Here is a 21406-nt window from a genome sequence, read left to right on the forward strand (position 1 = left end):
AGATGCAAAAAGATCTTTATAAAAAATTTGTCTAATCTAATTTTTTTATAGTAGGTTTGCAGACTTAATATGACTATGCTGAAATCGGAAGAATTAAAAGAGTTATTGGCTGAACCAAAACGTATTGTAATTACAACGCACTACAAACCAGATGGGGACGCTTTGGGTTCATCTTTAGGATTGTACTTTTGGTTGACCTCGAAAGGACACCAGGTAAATCTCATTGTACCATCAGACTTTCCTGCTTTTTTGGATTGGCTACCTGGCTTGGAAAATGTACAAATTTATACACAGGATATTGACCTGCACAATCAACAGATTGACGCAGCTGAATTAATTTTCTGCTTGGATTTCAATGGTCTTGCCCGTATTCACGAAATGGGTGAACCTATTCGTCAAGCGAAGGGAATCAAATGCATGATTGATCACCATTTAGATCCGGAAGGCTTTGAAGACTACGCATTTTGGGATCCATCTGCAGCAGCGACTGCACAATTGATCTATCGCTTCTTGGTCCATGAGATGCAAGATCCAGACCATATCAGTGCAGACATGGCGACATGCCTATATACCGGTATTATGACCGATACGGGCTCTTTCCGCTTCCGTTCGACCACTGCTGAAATTCACCGCATCATTGCATCACTCATTGATTGCGGCGCACAAAACTGGGCTATTCACGAAGAGATTTATAATAGTTCGTCTGAAAGCCGCCTGAAATTCTTAGGGTTCTGTCTACTGAATCGTCTAGAGGTTATCCATGAATATAACACCGCTATTATCCATGTCACCAAAGCGGATCTCACGCAGTTTGAAGTTATCACCGGCGATACCGAAGGATTGGTCAATTATGCACTTTCGATCAAAGGAATTCGATTGGCTGCTTTAATTATTGACAGAAATGAACAAATTAAACTATCTTTGCGTTCGATTGGAGAAGTTCCTTGCAATGAGATCTGTAAATTGTATTTCAATGGGGGTGGGCATCTTAACGCTTCAGGCGGTAATTCGAAAGAAAGCCTCGAAGCAGTGATTGCAAAATTCAAATCGGTTTTACCAAATTATAAAGAAATATTAACAAAATAAGATATCGTAACATACATTAGAAAATGAAGAAAGCAATTCTATTTTTCGCGGCTGCCGGTCTTTTGATGACGTCATGCCAAAAATTCAAAAAGGCTGAAGGTGGTCTTGAGTATAAAATCGTAGACGATAATGCAAAAGAAAAAGCAGTATCAGGCGATTTATTAGCACTCGACATGGTTGTGAAAACGGACAGAGATTCTACAATGCAAAGTACGTATGACATGGGAGTCCCTCAAATCGTTCAATTATATCCAGATAGTATCATCGCAAAAAATCCAGGTGACCCTACTGGTCTATTCAAATACGTAGGTGAAGGCGATAGCTTGGTATTCAAAATTAACTTGGATTCTATGGCTGCTAAAACACACCAACCAAAACCAGAGTTTGCAGATAAATTCATTGTTTATTCGATCAAAGTCAAAAAACACTTCAAAAAAGGAAAATTAACTGACCAACAATTGGGCGAACAAGTTCAGAAATATTTTGAAGAAGAATTGAACAAACACAAAGCTGCTGAACCAGCTAAACTTGAAAAATACATCAAGGATAAAAACTTAAAAACAACAAAAACAGCTTCAGGTCTTCAATACGTAATCACGAAACCTGGAACAGGAACAAATGCAAAAGTAGGTGATTCTATTCATGTGAACTATGTAGGTTCATTAACTACAGGAAAAGTATTTGATACAAACCTTCCAGATGTAGCTAAAAAAGAGAAAGTTTTCAATCCTCAACGTCCTTATGAGGCATTAAAGTTCCAATTAGGTGTTGATGGTGTGATCCCAGGATGGACTGAAGCTTTCCAATTGTTTAACAAAGGTACAAAAGCAACTTTAGTCATTCCTTCATCTTTGGCTTATGGCGATCGCCCTTCAGGTGTTATCCCTCCATATGCTCCTTTAGTATTTGAAGTAGAAGTATTGGATATTAAACCTGGAAAAGTTCCTGCTCCTACAGCAACAACTCCAGGCATGGTAGCGCCTACTGGAACTACTGCTCCAGCGGCAACAGCTCCTGCAACGAAAGCTCCAGCAGCAAAAAAATAATTTGACTGTAAATTTCAGTTAACAAAAAAGCGGTTTCATCAAAATGAAACCGCTTTTTTGTTATTCCTGTTTTTATTGGTTATGCGTTAACCTTTTTATCTTCTTTTTTGATCTTCCGTATTTTTAGCCACAGTATTACTACGGCCAATATAAAACTGATGATCATGATGATGGTTAATGCGATCAGGGCCTTATCGGTATGGTAATTTTCAGCATGCTGAATAAACATTAACCTAAAAATTCGTAGATAATGGGTCGATGGGATTACATTTGCTATTGCCTGTATCCATCCTGGCATTAGACTCGACGGCCAGGTAAAGCCACTCAAGATAAATGCTGGCGTCGCAATGACCATAAGCACTTCAGTCGATTTCAACTGCGAAGGCAGTACAATACTGACGAGTACACCGATAAAACATACGGCGAGCAAAAAGACAAAAGTACACAGGACAAAGCGACCAAATTCGGCCTGTAAAGGCATACGGTAATACTGACCAAAACCCCAATATAAAACCAGAATACCAACAGACATCAAAACATAAGGTAATATCTTAACAAGAATAAGTCCAATCGGATTACCGATTTTACGTACAAGTTCTGGAAATGTATTACTTTCAAATTCGGAGGAAAAAGACAAAGCCAAACCTAAGAGCAAGACCTGCTGCAGCACGGTAATTAGCACTCCCGGCAGCATAAAATACAGGTAATTTCCACTTCGGATATTTTGCTTAACAAAAGTTGTCTTAAAAGGTTCGTACTGCTGTGCAGCAATCTTTGCGGGAACACCACGTTTCATTTGCGCCTGAATCTGTATGCCCGCTTTCAACGTCGAGGCACAAACATTAACAGCCATCATGGCGGTATTGGAGGTCAATGTATTGGCACCATCTACGAAAACAGTCATTTCGGGCAAACGTCCCTGTTGTACTCCAGATGCAAAACCCTTGGGAATATGCACAATCGTTGTTGCCTCATATTGCATGGCAATATCTTTTGAATCAAATAAGGACGGTAATACACGGGCAACGTCAATACTCTCATTATCGGAAAGCATATCAATAAATGAACTGCTTAAGGGGCTATTATCCTCATCAACCACAACGATCGGCATCTGCGTTACCTTACCTTGTTGATAAACGTGTCCCACCAAGACACCGTATAATACCGGCGCCCCTAGAAAAAGCATCAATAGCACTTTATTATTGAAAAAGAGCTTAAACTCCCGTTGGATCAATTCTAAAAATTTTTTCACAGTCAAGCTCTTTAATTCGCATGGAGAACCACAAGCGTTTTTGTTAACAAATCTTTGCTACCGGCAGCATCTTCAGGGATAACCTTCAATTCAAATACAGCCTGTTGCGGATCGAAATCAGGATAAGCTGAGGCGATGCTTGCATACGAATTTAAGGCTTTAATACTAATCACCTTCGCTTTAACCTTTTTATGATTCAAGTAAGGAATTTCTACTTCCACGGCCTCTCCTTTTTGAAGTTTTCCCATTTTATTTTCGGGCAATGTGAATCTAAAATAGGTCGATCGATCGAGGAAACCATTTATAATGGGATAACCAGCCATCGCCAATTCACCGACTTTCAGATTAATCGTCTCCACACTCATGTCCTGTGGAGCAATGACATATTTCTCCTGCGCAGCAACATTGACTTCAGAGATCGCTCCAAGTGCACGTTCTTTTTGCCCCAAGGCCATAATCTGCTGTTCCTGTCTAGCCCCACCCCTTGCTTCAGCTAATTCAGCCTGTGCTGCAAGATATTGATTTTTGGCTCCCTGATATTTGGCGTAGGTCTCGTCGTACTTTTGTTGTGGAATAAGACTGTCCTGCAGAAGGGCATCCAACCGACCTATAGATTTTTTCGCAAATTCATATTGTTCCTTAAGTCCATCTACCTTCGCCTGCAATTGCACGAGTTGTCCTTTTGTAGCGCCCCGGACTGCCATGTTATATTGTGCATCAGCAGACTGTAGTGCCCCTTTTGCCTGTTCTTCTTTAGCATCCACTTCGGGAATACTCAAAATAGCCAAGGTATCACCCGCATGCACAAAGTCCCCTTCTTCAACCAGAAGCTTCGCAATTTTTCCCGGGACCTTTGTCACGACCGTCACTTGCTCACGCTCCACCTTACCTTCAATAGGCTTCTCTTTCACTTGATTTGTACAAGAAACAAAAATAAACAGCGATAATATCCCATATAAATTCTTCATGTTACTCATGTATAGTTTGTAATAATTTTCCTGATGTATGTAGTAATTCGACCGCAGCAGTACGTTGCTGCAATACATTGTTAAAATAACCCAAATTAACTTTGTACCAATCGTTTTCAGCAGCCAATAACTCCGTAACATCTATTAAGCCGGCTTGATACTGTTTAACAGCCATAGAAAGGTTATTTTCGGCAACTTTCAACTGCTGTTCCCCTACTTTCAACTTTTGGTTGCCAGTCGTATAGGTGACTGTATTCTTGCTCAATAATAGATTTAACTTTTCCTGCGTATCTTCCCGCTTGGTTGTATTGATATGTTGATCGAGTTTGACTTGCTTAATCTTATTGTGATGTTCCCCACCAGTATAGAGATCCCATTTAACCCCTACGCCGACCATGACATTTGGACTTCCCTTGATGGAATTAAGTGGCAAATTGACTGTACCAAACAGGGGTTGGTCTTTCACCGTGAGTTTGGAATTGAAGACATTCAGATAGTTTGCAGATCCAAAGGCAAAGACAGCAGGAAGAGCTCCCCCCTTCTCTTTTTTATACAGATATTCATACGCTTTTGAAGAAGCATCTAGTGCTTTCAATTCGGATCTTTGTTCGACATCACGTGGTAGCTCTGACAAAAATATAGGTTTAAGTCCATAATGAATTCCACCAACCTCCTGAAAAGACACGCCTGTTTCTTGTTCGATCTTTTGGCACAACAAATCCCGATTGCCAGAAAGTTCTACCTTTTTCTCTTCCAATTCCAGTAATGCCAATTTCAATTTATCTCGATCATAAGGTATTGCAAGTCCATTTTGAATTGCTTTATTCACCTTTTCCTGCTCTTTCTTTAATCGCTTTTCAGAATCTACAATTAATTTATCCACCTCATCCAACAGCATCAACTGATCAAAAGATGCTATAATATCCTTTGAGAGTGTCTCTCGACTGGCCGATTCTAAATATTGTTGAGCCGCAGCTTTCTCCTGCAATGCTTTTATTCCATTCGGAATCTGTAATCCGGAAAAGATAATCTGCTTTACAGACACTCCCGCATAAGCAGCTTGCCCATGCATACTAAATCCTGTTGCTCCTTCAAACAGGCCTAGGTTCAACAAAGGAATATTAACTGTAGGAATATCAATACTCCCATTGCTATGTACATAACCGTATAGCCCGAGTGCGGAGACGTGCGGCAACCGATTTGCTTTAACACCATCAGCTTCCAGACGTGCTTTATCGACTTCGTAAGCCTTCAATTTCAATTCTTTATTTGTCTGAAAGGCTTTTTGAATAATGTCTTTTACCGATGGGTCAATCAATGATTGCGCATGTAGTTTGTTTATAAACATAACCGACGCCAAAGTCAACAAACCCAGGCATAACCTCTTATTCATCATATGATTCATTTATTCTTATAAAAATAGGACAACAACCGCCTCTTTTATCTGTTTAACAGTAAATCTTACGGTATGTTTGACTTCTGACTCTTTTTATTACGACCTATCTTTCCAAGGGGCAATAATAATCGTTACTACTGTCCTCATGGCATGAAGGGGCGGTCCTCCTCCTAATGGCGTTTTCCAAGATACGAAAAAGGAATTCATCTCAATCGAAGGAATCCTGTATTAATTTTCATTTTTGCTAATTAATAAGTTATCTTTGGAGATCGAATTGAAATTTTGGTAATTAAGTCTACCACTTTATTCGATAATAATAAAAACAAGTTTTTACCCTAACCCACTGCTTCCACGCAGAAAACTATGTTGCTTACAGATACACATACACACATTTATTACCATGCAGGAACCGAAAAACTGCAAGAACATCTACAACGTTGCTTTGATAATGGCATACAACGCCTTTTTTTGCCGAATGTGAATAGCGCTTCCATAAAACCTGTATTTGATACCGTAGCAGCTTATCCAGACCATTGTTTTCCCATGCTTGGATTACATCCCTGCGACGTAAAGGAAAACTATGTGGAAGAGTTAGAAACCATCCGAAAGAGCTTGGAAACACACAAAGTCCATGCCATAGGTGAGATCGGGCTGGATCTTTATTGGGATAAAAGCACGCTTGAAATTCAAAAAGATGCCTTTCGAACTCAGGTTCAATGGGCTAAAGAATTAAATTTACCAATCGATATCCATTGCCGGGAAGCCTTTACTGAATTGTTCGAATTATTGGAAGAACTCCACGACGACAGACTGTTTGGCGTTCTGCACTGCTTTACGGGCAGCCTGGAGCAGGCCCATCAGGCGATCGATTTAGGATTCGCCCTTGGTATTGGCGGAGTCGTTACCTTTAAAAAAGCGGGCTTAGATCAAGTGGTTAAAGAAATAGACTTGAAGCATATCGTTCTTGAGACCGATGCACCCTATCTGGCACCTGTCCCTTTCCGCGGTAAAGAAAATGAGAGCAGCTATTTGGTTTACGTCGCTCAAAAAGTAGCTGACCTGCATCAGATTTCCGTCGAGAAGGTAGCCGAAATCACAACAGAAAATTCAAAACGTATATTTGGTATATAATTTCAAAACTCAATGCATAATATCTTTATTATCTACACAGGTGGGACCATTGGAATGGTTAAAGATGAAACAGGAACATTCGTTCCTTTCGACTTTGAATTGATCAAACGTAATCTCCCTGATTTAAGTCGCTTAGACTATAAGCTGACCGTGCACTCTTTCGAACCTATTATCGATTCATCCAACATGAAGCCTGAAATATGGATTGAAATGGCACAAATTATTAAGGATAACTATGCGAATTACGACGGTTTTGTTATTCTACATGGTTCCGATACAATGGCTTTTACGGCCTCCGTACTGAGCTTTATGTTGGAAGGACTTCAAAAACCGGTCATTTTATCCGGCTCTCAGCTACCTATCGGTGAGATCCGAACGGACGCCAGGGAAAATATGATGACAGCGTTGGAAATCGCTTCGGCGAAGCAGGATGGCATCTCCATTATCCAAGAGGTATGTATTCTTTTCGACAATAAATTATTCCGCGGCAATCGCTCATTTAAATACAATTCGGCCAAATTTGAGGCCTTTAGATCGCCAAACTATCCCGTATTGGTCGAAGCTGGGATTCACCTTAAATACAATACAGATGCTTTATTAAATAATATTGATAAAGAATTTATCCTACATACCAAACTGGACAACAGGGTAGCTGTATTAAAATTATTTCCGGGAATCTCTGCGCAAACTATCAAAGCAGTCCTGGATTCCGATGTCCGCTCCATAGTTATGGAAACATTCGGATCGGGCAATACAACCACCGACACTTGGTTTCTGGATCTATTGAAGGAAGCCATTGAACAAGGTAAAAATATCCTCAACATTTCACAATGTAAAGTAGGGTCTGTTGAATTAGGTCGTTATGAGACTTCACAAGGACTTAAATCTATCGGCGTGCTCAATGGCTACGACCTTACATTTGAAGCGGCAGTAACTAAATTGATGTATCTTCAAGGTGAGTTAGAAGATCAAAAAGAAGTCGCCTATTGGATTGAAAAGGATATTCGTGGTGAATTGACAATCAATGACTAATGACCAACGATACAAAAGTATAAAAAGGGAGCTGCACGTCATGCAGCTCCCTTTTTATGATCAATTTCTATGAATTCCTCCCGCAGATTTATTTGCGAGAAAAGGTGATATTCCTATTCATGCGTCAAACTAGCCAGCACTTCCGCAACAACAAAATTGCTTCCGCCAACAAAAATTAGGTTACCTTGCTGATACGCCTCTTTTGCTGCATCAAACGCGGCTTCCACGGATGGATAATCGAGTCCAACTAGACCAAATTCCAAAGCTTCTTTCCGCAACTCATCCGCTGGCATTGCACGCGGCATATCCGGAGCGGAGAAATAGTAGGTCGCATCTTTCGGTAGATAAGGCAACATATGGGATAAATCCTTATCACGCATTGCCCCTATCACAAAGTGCAATTTATCATAAACTGTTGTCGCCAAATTTTTGAGCACTTCATGAATTCCGTCCTCGTTATGCCCTGTATCACAGATGATAAATGGATCCTTAGACAATTGTTGCCACCGCCCTTGAATTCCTGTACTTGCTTGCACGTTTTTCACCGCGTGATGAATATGTTGATCACTGATCTCAAAGCCCAGTTGACGCAACTCATCCACAGCTAATAACACGCCGGCAAGATTTTTCACCTGATAAGAGCCTTTAAGATCGAGCTGATATGTTGCTTGTTGACCGCTAGGATCAATGGCCTGCACCGTTAAATAATCTTGATCGACGGCCAGCATCTTGGTCTCATACTTGTCAGAAGCGAATTGTATCGGTGCATGCTCGATTGCTGCTTTATCCACAAACACAGCAGCCGTTTCTTCGGCATATTCCGAAATAACGACAGGAGTATCTCTTTTGATAATTCCCGCCTTCTCCGCAGCAATTTCTGCCAGTGTATTACCGAGAAGATTCATGTGATCAAAACCGATATTGGTAATTACGGACAGCAAAGGCTGAATAATATTGGTGCTATCCAAACGCCCGCCAAGGCCGACTTCAATGACAGCGATATCAACCTTATTCTTCTCGAAATAATCAAAAGCCATGGCTACAGTAATTTCGAAAAAGGATGGACTGACTTCTTCTATAAGCTCGCGATGGGTATTGACAAAATCGACAACAAATTCTTGCTCACATAACTTTCCATTGACACGAATACGTTCTCTGAAATCCAGTAAATGTGGTGAAGTATAGAGGCCGGTCTTATAGCCTGCTTCGGCCAAAATAGCGGCCAACATATGGGAGGTAGATCCCTTTCCGTTTGTGCCAGCAATATGTAACGTTTTGAATTTTCGCTGTGGGTTGTCCAACGCAGCGCAAAGTTTGATGGTATTGTCAAGGTCTTTTTTGAAGGCAGAGGCGCCATCCCTTGTAAACATAGGCAATCGAGTATACAGATACTCGATTGCCTCATTATAAGCATTCATGTGAATGATTTTTATCTTAATCTAAAATTGAACACAATCCGTCCCGTCTGTGAGTCGGGAGCATTCGGCAATTGGTTTAGCCTAGCGCCACGTACAGCGCGCTCACATTTCTCCAATAACGATGGATCGGTGATCGTCGTTCCTTTTACACCAGCACGCGCATAGGTGATAACCCCTTGCTTATTGACTCTAAACTCCACAGCAACCTTTCCTGCTTGCTGTCCATTATCGTCGATACTTGGTCGTTGTGTAAAGCTTCGATTTTCAATAGACAACATCATGTTACCGTTTCCAGATCCCCCTTCGCCATAATTACTTGCTAAAGGATCACCTAGTTTGGACCCCTGATTTCCAGGTGTTGTCCCTGTACCATCACCAGCTCCTTTACCATTGTTTTTATTCCCTTTAAAAAGTGCTTTAGCGTTTGCCTGAGGAGCCACTTCTTTCACTTCTTTGGTGGTTTCAGGCGCCTTTGATACTACCTTTTTTTCAGTTTTTGTTACTGCAGGAGCATCTTCCAGATCCTGGGTAGCGACTGCCTTCTCCGCAACTTGCTGCGTTGGAGTTGGGGTAGGTGTTTCGACAGGATCGATACGGTCTGGGCGTTCATTATTCGCATTGGGATCTACAGAAGGTTCCTCAACGCTCATATAGTCATCCCCCATACCTTCGGGTGATGTTCCATAATTAACGATCATTCCCCCCATTCCATATTCATCCGGAGCCTGTGCCTTAAAAACAACAAAAAAACCAATCAAGAGCAACGATGCCATGACTAGAGTCGATATCCCCAACGCTTTGGGGAAATTATTTTCTTCATGTTGAAGATGATATCTCATCGCATTAATCTCCTATATTAACATATGAACAATAAACTTTCAAAAAGTTTAATTATTCTTACTTATCTTTTTTGGGTTCTGTTGCCAATACCACTTTAATCTTCAATCGATTCGCTACATCCATAACAGAAATAACATTTTGAATGGGAACCGTATTATCGACATAGAGCATAATTGTCACTTCCTCGCCTGCAGCCATTTGGGATTGAATTGCAGCCTCCAATCCTTCAATTGGAACGGGTGTTTTATCAATAAAATAGCCCAAATCTTTTGTAATCGATACCGTAACGGTCTTTTTAGCAACAGATTGTTCTCCCGCACTTGACTTTGGCAACAATAGCTTCACCACTTGCGGATTAGAAACTGCAGAAGCCAACAGGAAGAATAACATCAGGAAAAACATGATGTCATTCAGCGCTGAAGTATGTACTTCTGCAGATGGTTTATTTTTTCTACTTCGTAAGTTCATTATCTTCCGGGTTCATCCAATAAATCAATAAATTCTACTGCATCCGTTTCCATCCGTAAAATCAATCGTTCCACCATCATATTCAGGATATGGTAGCCCAAATAAGCTAAGATACCCACCGCAAGACCTGATGCAGACGATACCATTTTTACATATAGTCCCCCAGATACAGAAGCAATATCAATACCACCAGCTAATTCAACGTCGTGGAAAATCTTAATTACTCCAAAGATCGTACCTACGAAACCAAGCATAGGGGCAATACCAGCAATAATACCCAAAATATTGATGTTCTTTTCTAACTTGGCAACTTCCAATTTACCCACGTTTTCGATCGCTCCTTCAATATCTTTGATCGGTCTGCCGACACGCAACAAGCCTTTTTGCAACATACGTCCCAAAGCTGAGTTACTTGAACGAACTACAGCTAATGCCGAATCCAGATTCCCGGACAACACATTTGCCTTTACTTGTGACATTAAGCTGTTGTCATATTTTGCAGCACGACGAATCGTCAAATAACGCTCAAAAAAGATAACCAATCCAATAAAGAACAACAATAGGATTGGAACCATAATCCATCCCCCTTTGATCATCATATCGATCAAACTCATGTTTTCTGTAGGCGCAGCAGCAGGTAATGGTTGTTGTGCAGCTTGATTAAACGAATCCACAGCAGCCCGTGCTGTATCTTGTACTAATGACATAATTATTAATAGTTTTATATAGTTTTAACTTTTATAAGATCTTTTCTACCCAAGCATCCTTAATCTTATTGAGTACCGACTTCTTAGCAAGCTGTGCTTCCTCGTTTGTCATGTAGGTATTTAAGATGATTTTCTTTCTATCTTTTTTATTTTTCCCTTCAACAGCGCGTGCTGTTTTATAGCCCAATGCACGAAGACGTTGTGCCTCCTGCTCGGCACTTGCCATAGTTTTTGCGGATCCAATGACCACCTGGTACCGCGGTTGTGCAACAGGAATAGACTCTTTGATCACAGGATTTGCTTCCAGAACCGGAGATTTTGCTGCCGCATTGGTCGCTGGTACAGCAGCTGCATTTTTAACAGAATCGGCTACATTTCGCTTAGCCAAAGAATCGATTTTCCGAAGACTATCGGCTTGCGTATTAGACAAGGTATCGGCAGGCATGATCGGCTTTTGTTGAACAAGGGTATCTGCCGCTTTTACAACAGGTTTGGTCGACCCGAATAAAGATTCCTTTAATGCAGGATTGGTGTATACGACCGCAACAGCAACCATTGCCAGTACAATAATTCCAGTCATCCAATACCAGATCGCATTTGAACTGCGCGGCTCTTCCTCATAGATATTTGGTGCGTAGGTTGAGTTGGCATTAGCCGACGCAATAGCACCGATTTCTTTTTTTGAAGCGATTTCTTCCTTTGGAGTAACCGATTGATTGCTATCAGCTATCAAAGCTGCATCTGCAGGTTCAAGCTCCTCCGCTTCCCCTTTTGCTAATGGCGACTCTTCGGTTTCATCATCATCAAGATCATTTGCCAATTCAGTTTCCTGTACAGTCTCATTCACTACAGAATCCGTTACAACGACTGGCTCGTGTGCTGTTTCAGCTTCTTCTTTCGCCTCTTCAACCCCAATCGTTTCATCTCGATCTGCCGTATCCGAAATAGACTCCTCGACAGGCTCTACGTTATCATCAGCTTCCACCACAGGATCTTCTTCAACAACAGGGGCATCTTCAATAGCTAAGTTCGTAAGTTCTTCTTTGGCTTCTTCCAAAGACGAAACAACGGTTTCAATTTTTGGTGCAACAAGATTTGTAACGGGCTGGAAGTCGAATCCCGATAGATCCAAGGGTTTGAAGACTAAACTTGTGCCATAACTAATCAATAAGCCAAGATCATCCAATTTGACTTGTCCAAATTGCCCCAAATCAGCCCGCAGGTTCTCAACAGTTTCCGATAAGATCTGTTGCGCCTGATTGAGGCCCAAGTTTTCCTGTTGTTGGATATAATGAACAATATTAAATCCATGTTGAGCAGAGTAGTCCAGCTCAACATAAGAAATTGGTGGCAAAAACACATTATTTTGTTTATCGAACTGAGCCGGAGAATGAATTCGTTTGAACACACCTATTCCGGGCACGTATACTTCCGCATAACGTTTTAATAAACTATTGATGTTTTTGCCTAGATTCATCGCGCATTATTTTAAGATGCAAATTTATAATCTTAATTCGTTAAAACGAATAATTAAGACCACCAATTACATTAAAGCCCAATCTTGGGTAATACATATAACGTTCGTATTCTTTCCCAAAAATATTATTTGCTTTGACGAAAATACCAAATTGTTTTTTGATTCGGTATTCTGCGCCTGCATTAAGATCAGCAAATGAACCTATTGTTGCCTTATGCCCGCTGTTGGCAATACGGCTACCATCTGTGTTATAATCATAGATATATGCATAGGTATTGCCTTGTGTAGAAAGTTCAGCATCTACGAAAAATTTATCCGAAATATTGAAGCGTGCGTTCGCCTGCATACGGAATTTTGGCAATCCCCATGCTTCTTCCTCATCACTCAATTTATAATCGTCTATATACACTTTTCCGCCCAGATTAACCAGTTGTGAAAGACGTACATTGATTTCTCCTTCCAATCCCATATGTTTAGCCTTATTGATCACGCCATCATAAACAACATCAAAAGCCCAAGGCACATAACCATTTTGACTATCACCAAATGCACTATTTTTAAATAAAGGCAGTCCTTCAATCTGCTTGTAGAATACCTTTACTTTATAACCAAATGTTGCACCGGCATTTCCTTTTAAACCCGCATAAACATTCATTTTCTCAATCGAGTTGATCATTTTAGCGTTAGGAGCCAAATACGGATTCTCTTTAGCGAAACTACGGAAAGAAGCTTGTTTTACGCCACCATTAATCCCGGCAAACAAAGAGATGTATTCAGGAGCCAAAGCAAAATCAGCCTCTACTGATGGGAAAATATTGAATCTTGAGCTATCGCCAAATTCAGAAGTTAAATTCGCGCCCAAGGTTACGTTATAATTGTCGCCCTTAAAACGAATATATGGATTGATAACCGCCAAATGATTTTTCACCTCAGCGCTATCTTTCACGTTATTCATTGTTACGCTTAAATTTGCCCCAACATTGAATGCACTTAAACGCTTATTCAAATAACCGGATAATGCGATCGAATTTTCTTTGGCTTTGTAGGCATCTTTAAACAAATAGCCATCAACTTTTGCGGAATAGCTTAATGCTTGCTCATTCTTCGGATCCACATTACTTGACAGCTCGCCATTCAAATAGATATCTGTAAAGGTCTGTTTATCCGGAGTCGTATTCAATAAAGTTGTTCCCGATTGATCAAAAGTCTGACCATAGAAATTCGTTCCATATCGATTGTATCCGATGGTACCTTTAACGGTTACCGCATCCAATACACGGCGACCAAAGATACCGATATCCTGTGTACTGAACTTCTGTCCATCAATATTACCCTTTTGGCTCAAATGTTTTGCAAATAAGCCAAACCGTGTGTTTTCAAACTGCTCAGAAGCTAAATAAGCCTCTCCCAATATACTGTTATAGTTACCGATACCAAATTTGACATAGTTGCTACTATGCTCGAAAGGTTGCGCAAAAGGAATCTCCTGTACATTCAATTGTTTCAAACCCGTATTGATATCCAATTTCTTGTCCAAAATATTGTTGTAGGACAATTTGGGTTGGTATTCCCGTTTGTTGGTCATATCCGGACTGCGGCGGATTTTTACAGCATCCGCAAGAATTGGTTTATAATCACGAACAACATCAAAAGAATCGATAGTGACCGGTTTTTCAGGATCATTCTTCTTGCCTGTTTCCTGTGCAAAAGAATTCAATCCCACGCCCATCAAAAGCGCTGCTAAAGTATATTTCTTCACGTTTCTATTTTGCAACTTCTTCATTGTATCCTATTTCTTTTTGTTGTTCAATTTATTTAGACGTTCTTTTGCTGCTGGCAAAATATCATCTTTCGCATCATAGTTATCCACAATCGATTCAAGTGTAGCTTTTGCTTGGAAGGTATCCCCCTTACCTGCATAAGCATCTGCCATAGTGATAAAACTTTTCGCTACCCAATATTCGTACGAAGAGAAATTATCAGATAGATCCATAGCTGTCTTAATACAAGCATCGTATTGTCTATTTTCCAATTGCAGTAGGGCAACATTGTATTTTGCTTCTGCACCGAAGACGGTACGGCTCTTCAATGCTGCTAAACTGAATTCTTTCATGGCTTCAGTTTTCTTATTCTGCTTCACATAACATTTACCTGCATACAAGAAAGCATTTGCGATCTCCTCTTCCGAAGACTTCTCGTAATTCTTGACAGCATTGGTATAATTTAATGCTTCTTTATAATCCCCAATCTGGAAATAAGAGACCATTAAGTTATTGATTGCGAAACCATAGTTAGCCTTATACTCAGAAGTAAGCTCCAGTTTTTTCAACAACTGTGTCGCTTCGTTATATTTCTTTTGTTTCAAATATAAATTGGAAACCGAAATCAACGTGCGTTCTGTATAAGGAGACGTCCAGTCATTCAAGATAATATTGTAATCATGTAATGCATCTTCTGTATTACCCAGAGCTGCGTTACTTTCAGCACGAACAAAACGTGCATATTTCTCTTGATTTGGTTTCGGGAATTTGTCGAAATATGCATTTACAGCTTCCACCGCCCCTTGATAATTACCTCTTGAGAATAAAGTCGTCGCAGTCGAGAATGAACGTGAATCTTGTTCAGATTTCGAAACGTCACCTAAATTTGTTCCCGTTGCATATTTGATATATCCTGTTGCATCGCCTTTGTCCAAATAGATGTTCTCAATGGAACGCATGGCCTGTCTTGCTTCATCTGTTGATGCATATTGATCAACTACACGTTGGAAGGTTGCCAATGCAGCATCATTGTTATCTTGATTATACTGAACTAAACCGATCGTCACCAAAGCACGTGGCACATAACTACTGCGCGGGTATTTTTCAACCATTGTTTGAAGGCCTGCAATTGCCTGATCACTTTCTCCCATCAAGAAACGTGTATAAGGAATCTCAAAAGCAATATCGTCGGCATAATTAGAACTCGGGAATTGCGCAATAACAGCATTCAATGTTGAAATTTTACCATTATTATCCCCTTGTAATCCTTGAATAATACCACGCTGGAATAACGCGTAATCCTGACTAGGAGCTTTAGAGGAAATTAATTTATTGTATTCTGTTAATGCTCTACCGTAGTTTTTCGAAGAGAAATAAGAATCACCTAAGCGTGCAATTGCATCATTACGTGTATTCATTTCAATTCCTTTCGAACCACCGGACGCTAAGAAACGTTCGAAGTAATTTGCCGCCGTGCTGTAGTTACCATTACGGAAAGCCGCATAGGCTAACGCATAATTGGCATAGCCATACACATCCGTTTTGCTAGCTCCTGATAAACGTAAGAATTTATTGAAATTTGTAACCGCTTCACCATATTTACGAACTTCGTACATGGCTTCCGCTTTCCAATAGGTGGCTAAAGCGTAAATTTCCTCGTCATAACGAAACTCTTCGGAGCGCATGAATAGGGAAATTGCATTTTCAAAAGCACGCTCGTTATAATATTCCAAACCTCTGTAGTAGGTTACCTTTTGATAAGCTGCGTTTGCTTCTTTTCCACGTTTAGGGATAGATTCCAAAATATCAACTGCTTCGCGGTAGTTTTTTGTACTCAACAATACTTCAGCAAGTAAAGTTTTCGCTTCCTCCAAACGTTTCGATTTTGGATACGTTTTCAAGTATTCTTGTGTAGAAGCCAAAGCCACTTGGTGGAATTCCAACTCATACGAAAGCTTAGCATAGTTGAATAAGCCCTCTTCTTGCATTGCCGGATCAAAATCCAATTTCGAAGCCCGGAAAAATGCATTACGCGCAGATTGCTTATTGCCTTTCTTCAAGAAAGCATCACCTAGGGTAATCATCGCAGACTGATAATAAGCGTCAGGCTCGGTCATTTTTTCCAACTCTGCGATCGCTTTATCGTAATCCTTCAATTTGTAGGCAATGTAACCAATTTGGTAGCTATCCTGATTATTCTGCGTCTTACCTTGATCTTGTGCCTGGAATTTATCGTAATACTCTTTTGATGTTTTTAAATCACCTTTGATAAAGTATGTTGCCGCTATAATGCGGAACATCTCTGTTTCATTTTCTTGTTTTGTTCGCGACAAAATTGGCAATGCATAATCCAATACATCGTCGTAGCGTTTATCCAAGAAATACAAAGCAGTGATATAATAGGGGTAACTATTTTCGAATTGTTTGGATCCATTCAAACGTTCAAATTCGTTCAATGCTGTTTTATATTCTGCGTCGAGATACGATAAATAAGCGTAGTAATAGATGGAAGCTTCCTGAAATTCAGTTTTTTGATCTTTCAATCCTTCAAATAATGGTTTCGCCGTTTTATAATCCTTTGTCATAAAGGAAGCATATCCATATTTAAAGCGATATTCTACATTTTCTTTACCTGCTAAATTTTTGCTATCGATCTTGTTAAACCACTCTAAGGCCTTAACATAATCTTTTTTAGCATAATAGGATTTACCGATTTGAAAATAAGCTGCTTTAGCATTTGCACTGACAGGGAAATCTTTAATGTATTTCAGAAAACGGTTCTCGGCATCGGATTCGCCCAATTCCAGTGCGCAAACTGCTTGATAATACCGTACGTTCTCTTTCAACAAAGACAGTTCCTCTGTTTCGTCCAATTGCAAGTTGGATTTTGTCCGCAAAGCTTCAACACGGTCAAATTGGGCTGAAGCAGAACTAAATTTTCCGCGTTCATACAATTCCATTCCTGTTTTGTACGCCTTGTTGATTTGTTGCCATTCTGTCTGTTGCGCTAATGCTGGCGTCGCCATAACGGTTAATGCAACTCCCACCTGGTAAATCTTCTTATACATAATATGTGAAACCTTAATATGTTATTTATCTGCAAATGTAAATGAATCTCCCTCCAACCCGCGATAAATTTGCTTTAACCGGCGAATTTATCAAAAGCTTCTCAGCCATGAAAGGCTTTAAGATAGCCCCAAATTTATTGAAAATCAATTCAAATCTCCACTTCTTAGGGAGATAGTTTTATTCATTTTACTAAATTATACTTTAATTGAGCTATTTTACACAAAAGTTATTAACATCTGTGAATAATCCTGTATTATAACGGAAATTTTGCACAAAAAATATGCCCGACAAAAAATAAAGTCAGGCATACTATTGTTACATTAGAAAACAGTGTTATTTAGTCTCACACGTGCATTAACGCAGAGCGAAACCAATTTCAACTATCCGCGTTGCCCTGCTAGTAGATACAAGACAGCCATGCGCACAGCAACACCATTTTCAACCTGATCCAAAATAATTGAATGTTCGCTGTCCGCGACATCCGATGTGATTTCGACCCCTCGATTGATTGGTCCGGGGTGCATAATTGTAATTGGCTTCTCTAAAGAATCCAAAATCTCTTTATTCAATCCATATAGCATGGAATATTCTCTTAAGGAAGGGAAATAGGCAATATCCTGACGCTCCAATTGAATCCGTAACATATTTGCAACATCGCACCAGTTCAGCGCTTTTCTCAAATCATGCTCTACCTTTACACCCAATGATGTAATATGTTTAGGAATTAATGTGGTCGGACCACAAACCATCACTTCAGCACCTTGCTTTTGAAGACATAAGATATTCGACAAGGCAACGCGTGAATGTGTGATATCCCCAACAATAGCTACTTTACGACCAGCGACATCGCCATAGCGTTCACGAATTGAAAATGAATCAAGCAAAGCTTGTGTAGGGTGTTCATGTGCTCCGTCACCTGCATTGACAATCTGTGCATCAACATGTTTACTTAGAAATACCCCAGCCCCGGCATAGGGATGTCGCATTACAATCATATCAACCTTCATGGCCAGAATATTGTTCACCGTATCGATGAGTGTCTCGCCTTTACTTACGGAAGAGGAGGATGCTGCAAAATTCACGATATCCGCAGAAAGCCTCTTTTCAGCTAGCTCAAACGACAAGCGTGTACGTGTAGAATTTTCAAAAAACACGTTGGCAATCGTAATATCCCGTAATGAAGGAACCTTTTTGATCGGTCTATTTAATACCTCTTTGAAATTACTTGCTGTATCCAGGATCAATTGGATATCGTTCTCATTTAGATCTTTGATCCCCAATAAATGGCGGGTACTTAATTGTTCTGCTACAGATGACATTTTATAGTATATTCAAATATTTACTAATCATTTTTTATTGAAAGTGCCTGTTTCCAAAGGTTACCTATAACCTTCAGCTATATGGTCATAACACCGCTATGAATCGCTAGCTGACGTCTTTTTTTCCGTAATCAAGATAATACTATCCTGATCCTCTGACTCTTTCCAGTTAACAATTACTTTTTGTGAATCAATAGAATCTACCTGTATTCCGATATAATCAGGCTGAATAGGAATCTGTCTAGAGAAGCGGCGATCGACCAAAACAAGCAATTCTATTCTTCTTGCACGGCCAAATGCCTGTACAGCATCCATTGCCGCACGAATAGTACGACCTGTCCATAAGACATCATCTATAAAAATGACCTCTTTACCTTCTACAATAAAATTGATATTTGTGCTATTTGCTAAGAGTGGACCAGTATTTCCTTTCGTACGGAAGTCATCGCGATAAAAGGTAATATCCAAATCGCCAACTAAAATCTCTTTTCCGATCATTTGTTCAAGCTCTTTGACGATACGTCTCGCTAAGAAAGTTCCTCGGGGTTGAATACCTATGACGACAGCGTTTGAAAAATCACCATGATTCTCAATCAATTGACGACATAGTCTTTGAATTGTGATTTGAAATTTTGGTCCGTCTAATAAAATCGACTGTTTCATTATGGGAATGTTTGAGCAAAGCTACACTTTTTTTAACAAAAATGAAGCTATGAACGGCAATTAATTTCAATAGTTGCATCCAACTGGCACAATAACAAAAAGTGATTTAAACAAAGAATATCTTCGTTTTAAGGAAATTTACAAAGCTATTATCCGAGTATATTACCAGGTTTTACAGTCCTATACAATACACTTTTTCAACCGTTTACAGCAAATTCCATAGCATCGAAATGTTATACATGGAGATTATTCGTCGAGCTGGGTAGGTTTATTATTCCGTGCGAAAAAATATACCGGTACACCGATTAATACAAGGATAAAGCCGGGCCAGGTGTATTGTGGCTTATAGATAATTAATAATACACAAAAGACCGTACCGATCAACAGGTACAAGATTGGTGTAATCGGAAAAAGGAAGGTTTTATAGGAGCGTTCCAAATCGGGTCTTCGTACACGCTGAATAATAACCCCCAACACTGTAATCATATAAAATATAACAATAACAAAAGATATCATATCCAGCAAGTTGCCATATTGTCCGCTTAGACAAAGTAACGAAGCCCAGATTCCCTGAAGCCATAATGATCGCGCAGGCACATCATATTTGTTATTGGGAATTGCCTGTTTCAGAAACAGTCCATCTTTTGCCATGGTCTGAAAGACACGCGCTCCAGACAGTGCAAGTCCGTTCACACAACCAAAGGTCGAGATCATAACCAAGATCGCCATCGCTATCGTACCGCTATGCCCTAATATTTTTTCAGCGGCCGCAATAGCTACCCGATCATTGGCTGCAAAAGCAATTTCTTCTCGATTTAAAGCCGCAAGGTAAATGTAATTGCAACTTATATAGAGCAGCATCACCAAGCTCGTCCCGATGACCAATGCCCGAACGACATTACGCTGTGGATTGACAATTTCCCCGGAAACAAACGTGACATTTTCCCAGGCCACACTGCTAAATACCGAACCGACCATGGCCGCTGCCAAAGCCCCCATCAATACGCCGCCCGAGATCTGCGACCAGCCAGCACCTTTTAAATTCTGGAAGGAATCCCAGCCATAAGCCATATTTTCTGAAAAATGATTTTCCTTAATCAAGAGCAAACCACCTAAAATCAGTAAAATCAAGGCAATAATTTTTGCTGAGGTAAAGAAAGATTGAACAGCTTTTCCACTCTTAATCCCTCTCGTATTGATGAAGGTAAGGAGTATAATAACAGCCATAGCAACAATCTGTATCCAGGTAATCTTAAACTCTCCACGCTGAAATAACGGTGCTGCATCATTTAGCTGAGGGATGAGATAGGCCGTAAACTTGCCAAAAGCAACAGCTACAGCCGCTATAGTCCCCGTTTGAATGACTGTAAATAAGCTCCAGCCATATAAAAAGCCGATTGGCTTCCCAAATATTTCTGTCAGATAAGTATATTGTCCACCAGCCTTCGGATACATCGACGACAATTCGCCATAGCAGATTGCCGCCGCAACAGTGGCCAATGCGGTCAATAACCAAACTATTGCCAACCAATATCCGGATCCCAGCTGCCGCATCATATCACTCGATACAATAAAAATACCGCTTCCGATCATCGACCCCATGACCAGCATTACTGCATCCCACAATTTTAATTGACGTTTCATCATAACTTAAGCTTGGTTTTATATGGCGTTAAGCTAAGAAAAAATAATCAAAAAAAAGCTGCCCTTTCCTACATCGCATCAAAAAGTATTTCTCCTTTTCGAATGCCTGTAGTAAAGGGCAGCTCCTTTG

The 21406-nt window shown here is 40.1% G+C and carries 17 protein-coding genes; 4 read left to right on the forward strand and 13 right to left on the reverse strand.

Annotated elements, in window-relative coordinates; all coding sequences use genetic code 11:
- The first annotated feature begins 75 nt into the window (after positions 1-75).
- Positions 76-1086 carry a DHH family phosphoesterase gene (locus tag AAH582_RS21825; protein WP_046672740.1) on the forward strand — a complete coding sequence of 337 codons (1011 nt, stop codon included), beginning with the start codon at positions 76-78 and terminating at the stop codon, positions 1084-1086.
- A gap of 23 nt (positions 1087-1109) precedes the next feature.
- Positions 1110-2132, forward strand: coding sequence for an FKBP-type peptidyl-prolyl cis-trans isomerase (locus AAH582_RS21830; protein WP_046672741.1), 1023 nt, complete (start codon positions 1110-1112; stop codon positions 2130-2132).
- A gap of 79 nt (positions 2133-2211) precedes the next feature.
- Here the strand turns inward: AAH582_RS21830 and AAH582_RS21835 are convergent, their stop codons facing one another.
- The 3 genes from AAH582_RS21835 to AAH582_RS21845 are packed head-to-tail and all read right to left on the reverse strand — an operon-like array spanning position 2212 to position 5748.
- Positions 2212-3384: an ABC transporter permease gene (locus tag AAH582_RS21835; RefSeq protein ID WP_343320569.1), complete on the reverse strand. Its 1173-nt coding sequence runs from the start codon at positions 3382-3384 to the stop codon at positions 2212-2214.
- An 11-nt stretch (positions 3385-3395) separates the two neighbouring features.
- The gene (locus AAH582_RS21840; RefSeq protein ID WP_046672743.1) at positions 3396-4352 is read right to left on the reverse strand and encodes an HlyD family secretion protein; all 957 of its coding nucleotides are present in this window, start codon (positions 4350-4352) and stop codon (positions 3396-3398) included.
- A 1-nt stretch (position 4353) separates the two neighbouring features.
- Positions 4354-5748, reverse strand: a complete 1395-nt coding sequence (locus AAH582_RS21845; protein WP_231585215.1) for a TolC family protein — start codon at positions 5746-5748, stop codon at positions 4354-4356.
- A 363-nt stretch (positions 5749-6111) separates the two neighbouring features.
- Here AAH582_RS21845 and AAH582_RS21850 point away from each other — a divergent pair, with 363 nt between their 5' ends.
- Together AAH582_RS21850 and AAH582_RS21855 are read left to right on the forward strand one after the other, a co-directional pair.
- The gene (locus AAH582_RS21850; RefSeq protein ID WP_312742619.1) at positions 6112-6879 is read left to right on the forward strand and encodes a TatD family hydrolase; all 768 of its coding nucleotides are present in this window, start codon (positions 6112-6114) and stop codon (positions 6877-6879) included.
- A gap of 12 nt (positions 6880-6891) precedes the next feature.
- Positions 6892-7911: an asparaginase gene (locus tag AAH582_RS21855; RefSeq protein WP_046672745.1), complete on the forward strand. Its 1020-nt coding sequence runs from the start codon at positions 6892-6894 to the stop codon at positions 7909-7911.
- 113 nt (positions 7912-8024) lie between these two features.
- Here AAH582_RS21855 and AAH582_RS21860 read toward each other — a convergent pair whose 3' ends face one another.
- The 10 genes from AAH582_RS21860 to AAH582_RS21905 form a co-directional block, all read right to left on the reverse strand.
- Positions 8025-9329, reverse strand: a complete 1305-nt coding sequence (locus AAH582_RS21860) for a bifunctional folylpolyglutamate synthase/dihydrofolate synthase (RefSeq protein WP_343320573.1) — start codon at positions 9327-9329, stop codon at positions 8025-8027.
- A gap of 11 nt (positions 9330-9340) precedes the next feature.
- Entirely contained in the window at positions 9341-10168 is an 828-nt protein-coding gene (locus AAH582_RS21865) for an energy transducer TonB (protein ID WP_046672747.1), read from the reverse strand.
- Between the two features lie 58 nt (positions 10169-10226).
- Positions 10227-10637, reverse strand: coding sequence for an ExbD/TolR family protein (locus tag AAH582_RS21870; RefSeq protein ID WP_046672748.1), 411 nt, complete (start codon positions 10635-10637; stop codon positions 10227-10229).
- Positions 10637-11344 (reverse strand): MotA/TolQ/ExbB proton channel family protein, encoded by a 708-nt coding sequence (locus tag AAH582_RS21875; RefSeq protein WP_046672749.1) that lies wholly within the window; start codon positions 11342-11344, stop codon positions 10637-10639. The genes AAH582_RS21870 and AAH582_RS21875 overlap by 1 nt, the downstream gene beginning before the upstream one ends.
- A gap of 31 nt (positions 11345-11375) precedes the next feature.
- Positions 11376-12821 (reverse strand): hypothetical protein, encoded by a 1446-nt coding sequence (locus AAH582_RS21880; protein ID WP_343320577.1) that lies wholly within the window; start codon positions 12819-12821, stop codon positions 11376-11378.
- A 40-nt stretch (positions 12822-12861) separates the two neighbouring features.
- Positions 12862-14604: a TonB-dependent receptor gene (locus AAH582_RS21885; protein WP_046672750.1), complete on the reverse strand. Its 1743-nt coding sequence runs from the start codon at positions 14602-14604 to the stop codon at positions 12862-12864.
- Between the two features lie 6 nt (positions 14605-14610).
- Complete coding sequence (locus tag AAH582_RS21890; RefSeq protein WP_343320581.1) at positions 14611-17649, reverse strand: tetratricopeptide repeat protein; 3039 nt, start codon at positions 17647-17649, stop codon at positions 14611-14613.
- Positions 17650-18030: 381 nt separating this feature from the next.
- Positions 18031-18969: an aspartate carbamoyltransferase catalytic subunit gene (locus tag AAH582_RS21895; RefSeq protein ID WP_046672752.1), complete on the reverse strand. Its 939-nt coding sequence runs from the start codon at positions 18967-18969 to the stop codon at positions 18031-18033.
- 96 nt (positions 18970-19065) lie between these two features.
- Positions 19066-19632: a bifunctional pyr operon transcriptional regulator/uracil phosphoribosyltransferase PyrR gene (gene pyrR / locus AAH582_RS21900; protein ID WP_046672753.1), complete on the reverse strand. Its 567-nt coding sequence runs from the start codon at positions 19630-19632 to the stop codon at positions 19066-19068.
- A 246-nt stretch (positions 19633-19878) separates the two neighbouring features.
- Complete coding sequence (locus tag AAH582_RS21905; protein ID WP_343320584.1) at positions 19879-21279, reverse strand: APC family permease; 1401 nt, start codon at positions 21277-21279, stop codon at positions 19879-19881.
- Between the last annotated feature and the right edge of the window lie 127 nt (positions 21280-21406).

The organism is Sphingobacterium multivorum, assembly GCF_039511225.1.
Lineage (GTDB): Bacteria > Bacteroidota > Bacteroidia > Sphingobacteriales > Sphingobacteriaceae > Sphingobacterium.

Excerpts from the sequence above, each read along its gene's own strand:
- AAH582_RS21845 (WP_231585215.1), bottom strand. The coding sequence starts at position 5,748 with ATGATGAATAAGAGGTTATGCCTGGGTTTGTTGACTTTGGCGTCGGTT.
- pyrR (WP_046672753.1), bottom strand. The coding sequence starts at position 19,632 with ATGAAACAGTCGATTTTATTAGACGGACCAAAATTTCAAATCACAATT.
- AAH582_RS21860 (WP_343320573.1), bottom strand. The coding sequence starts at position 9,329 with ATGAATGCTTATAATGAGGCAATCGAGTATCTGTATACTCGATTGCCT.
- AAH582_RS21830 (WP_046672741.1), top strand. The coding sequence starts at position 1,110 with ATGAAGAAAGCAATTCTATTTTTCGCGGCTGCCGGTCTTTTGATGACG.
- AAH582_RS21870 (WP_046672748.1), bottom strand. The coding sequence starts at position 10,637 with ATGAACTTACGAAGTAGAAAAAATAAACCATCTGCAGAAGTACATACT.
- AAH582_RS21865 (WP_046672747.1), bottom strand. The coding sequence starts at position 10,168 with ATGAGATATCATCTTCAACATGAAGAAAATAATTTCCCCAAAGCGTTG.
- AAH582_RS21885 (WP_046672750.1), bottom strand. The coding sequence starts at position 14,604 with ATGAAGAAGTTGCAAAATAGAAACGTGAAGAAATATACTTTAGCAGCG.
- AAH582_RS21855 (WP_046672745.1), top strand. The coding sequence starts at position 6,892 with ATGCATAATATCTTTATTATCTACACAGGTGGGACCATTGGAATGGTT.
- AAH582_RS21880 (WP_343320577.1), bottom strand. The coding sequence starts at position 12,821 with ATGAATCTAGGCAAAAACATCAATAGTTTATTAAAACGTTATGCGGAA.
- AAH582_RS21825 (WP_046672740.1), top strand. The coding sequence starts at position 76 with ATGCTGAAATCGGAAGAATTAAAAGAGTTATTGGCTGAACCAAAACGT.
- AAH582_RS21890 (WP_343320581.1), bottom strand. The coding sequence starts at position 17,649 with ATGTATAAGAAGATTTACCAGGTGGGAGTTGCATTAACCGTTATGGCG.
- AAH582_RS21905 (WP_343320584.1), bottom strand. The coding sequence starts at position 21,279 with ATGATGAAACGTCAATTAAAATTGTGGGATGCAGTAATGCTGGTCATG.
- AAH582_RS21875 (WP_046672749.1), bottom strand. The coding sequence starts at position 11,344 with ATGTCATTAGTACAAGATACAGCACGGGCTGCTGTGGATTCGTTTAAT.
- AAH582_RS21840 (WP_046672743.1), bottom strand. The coding sequence starts at position 4,352 with ATGAAGAATTTATATGGGATATTATCGCTGTTTATTTTTGTTTCTTGT.
- AAH582_RS21850 (WP_312742619.1), top strand. The coding sequence starts at position 6,112 with ATGTTGCTTACAGATACACATACACACATTTATTACCATGCAGGAACC.
- AAH582_RS21895 (WP_046672752.1), bottom strand. The coding sequence starts at position 18,969 with ATGTCATCTGTAGCAGAACAATTAAGTACCCGCCATTTATTGGGGATC.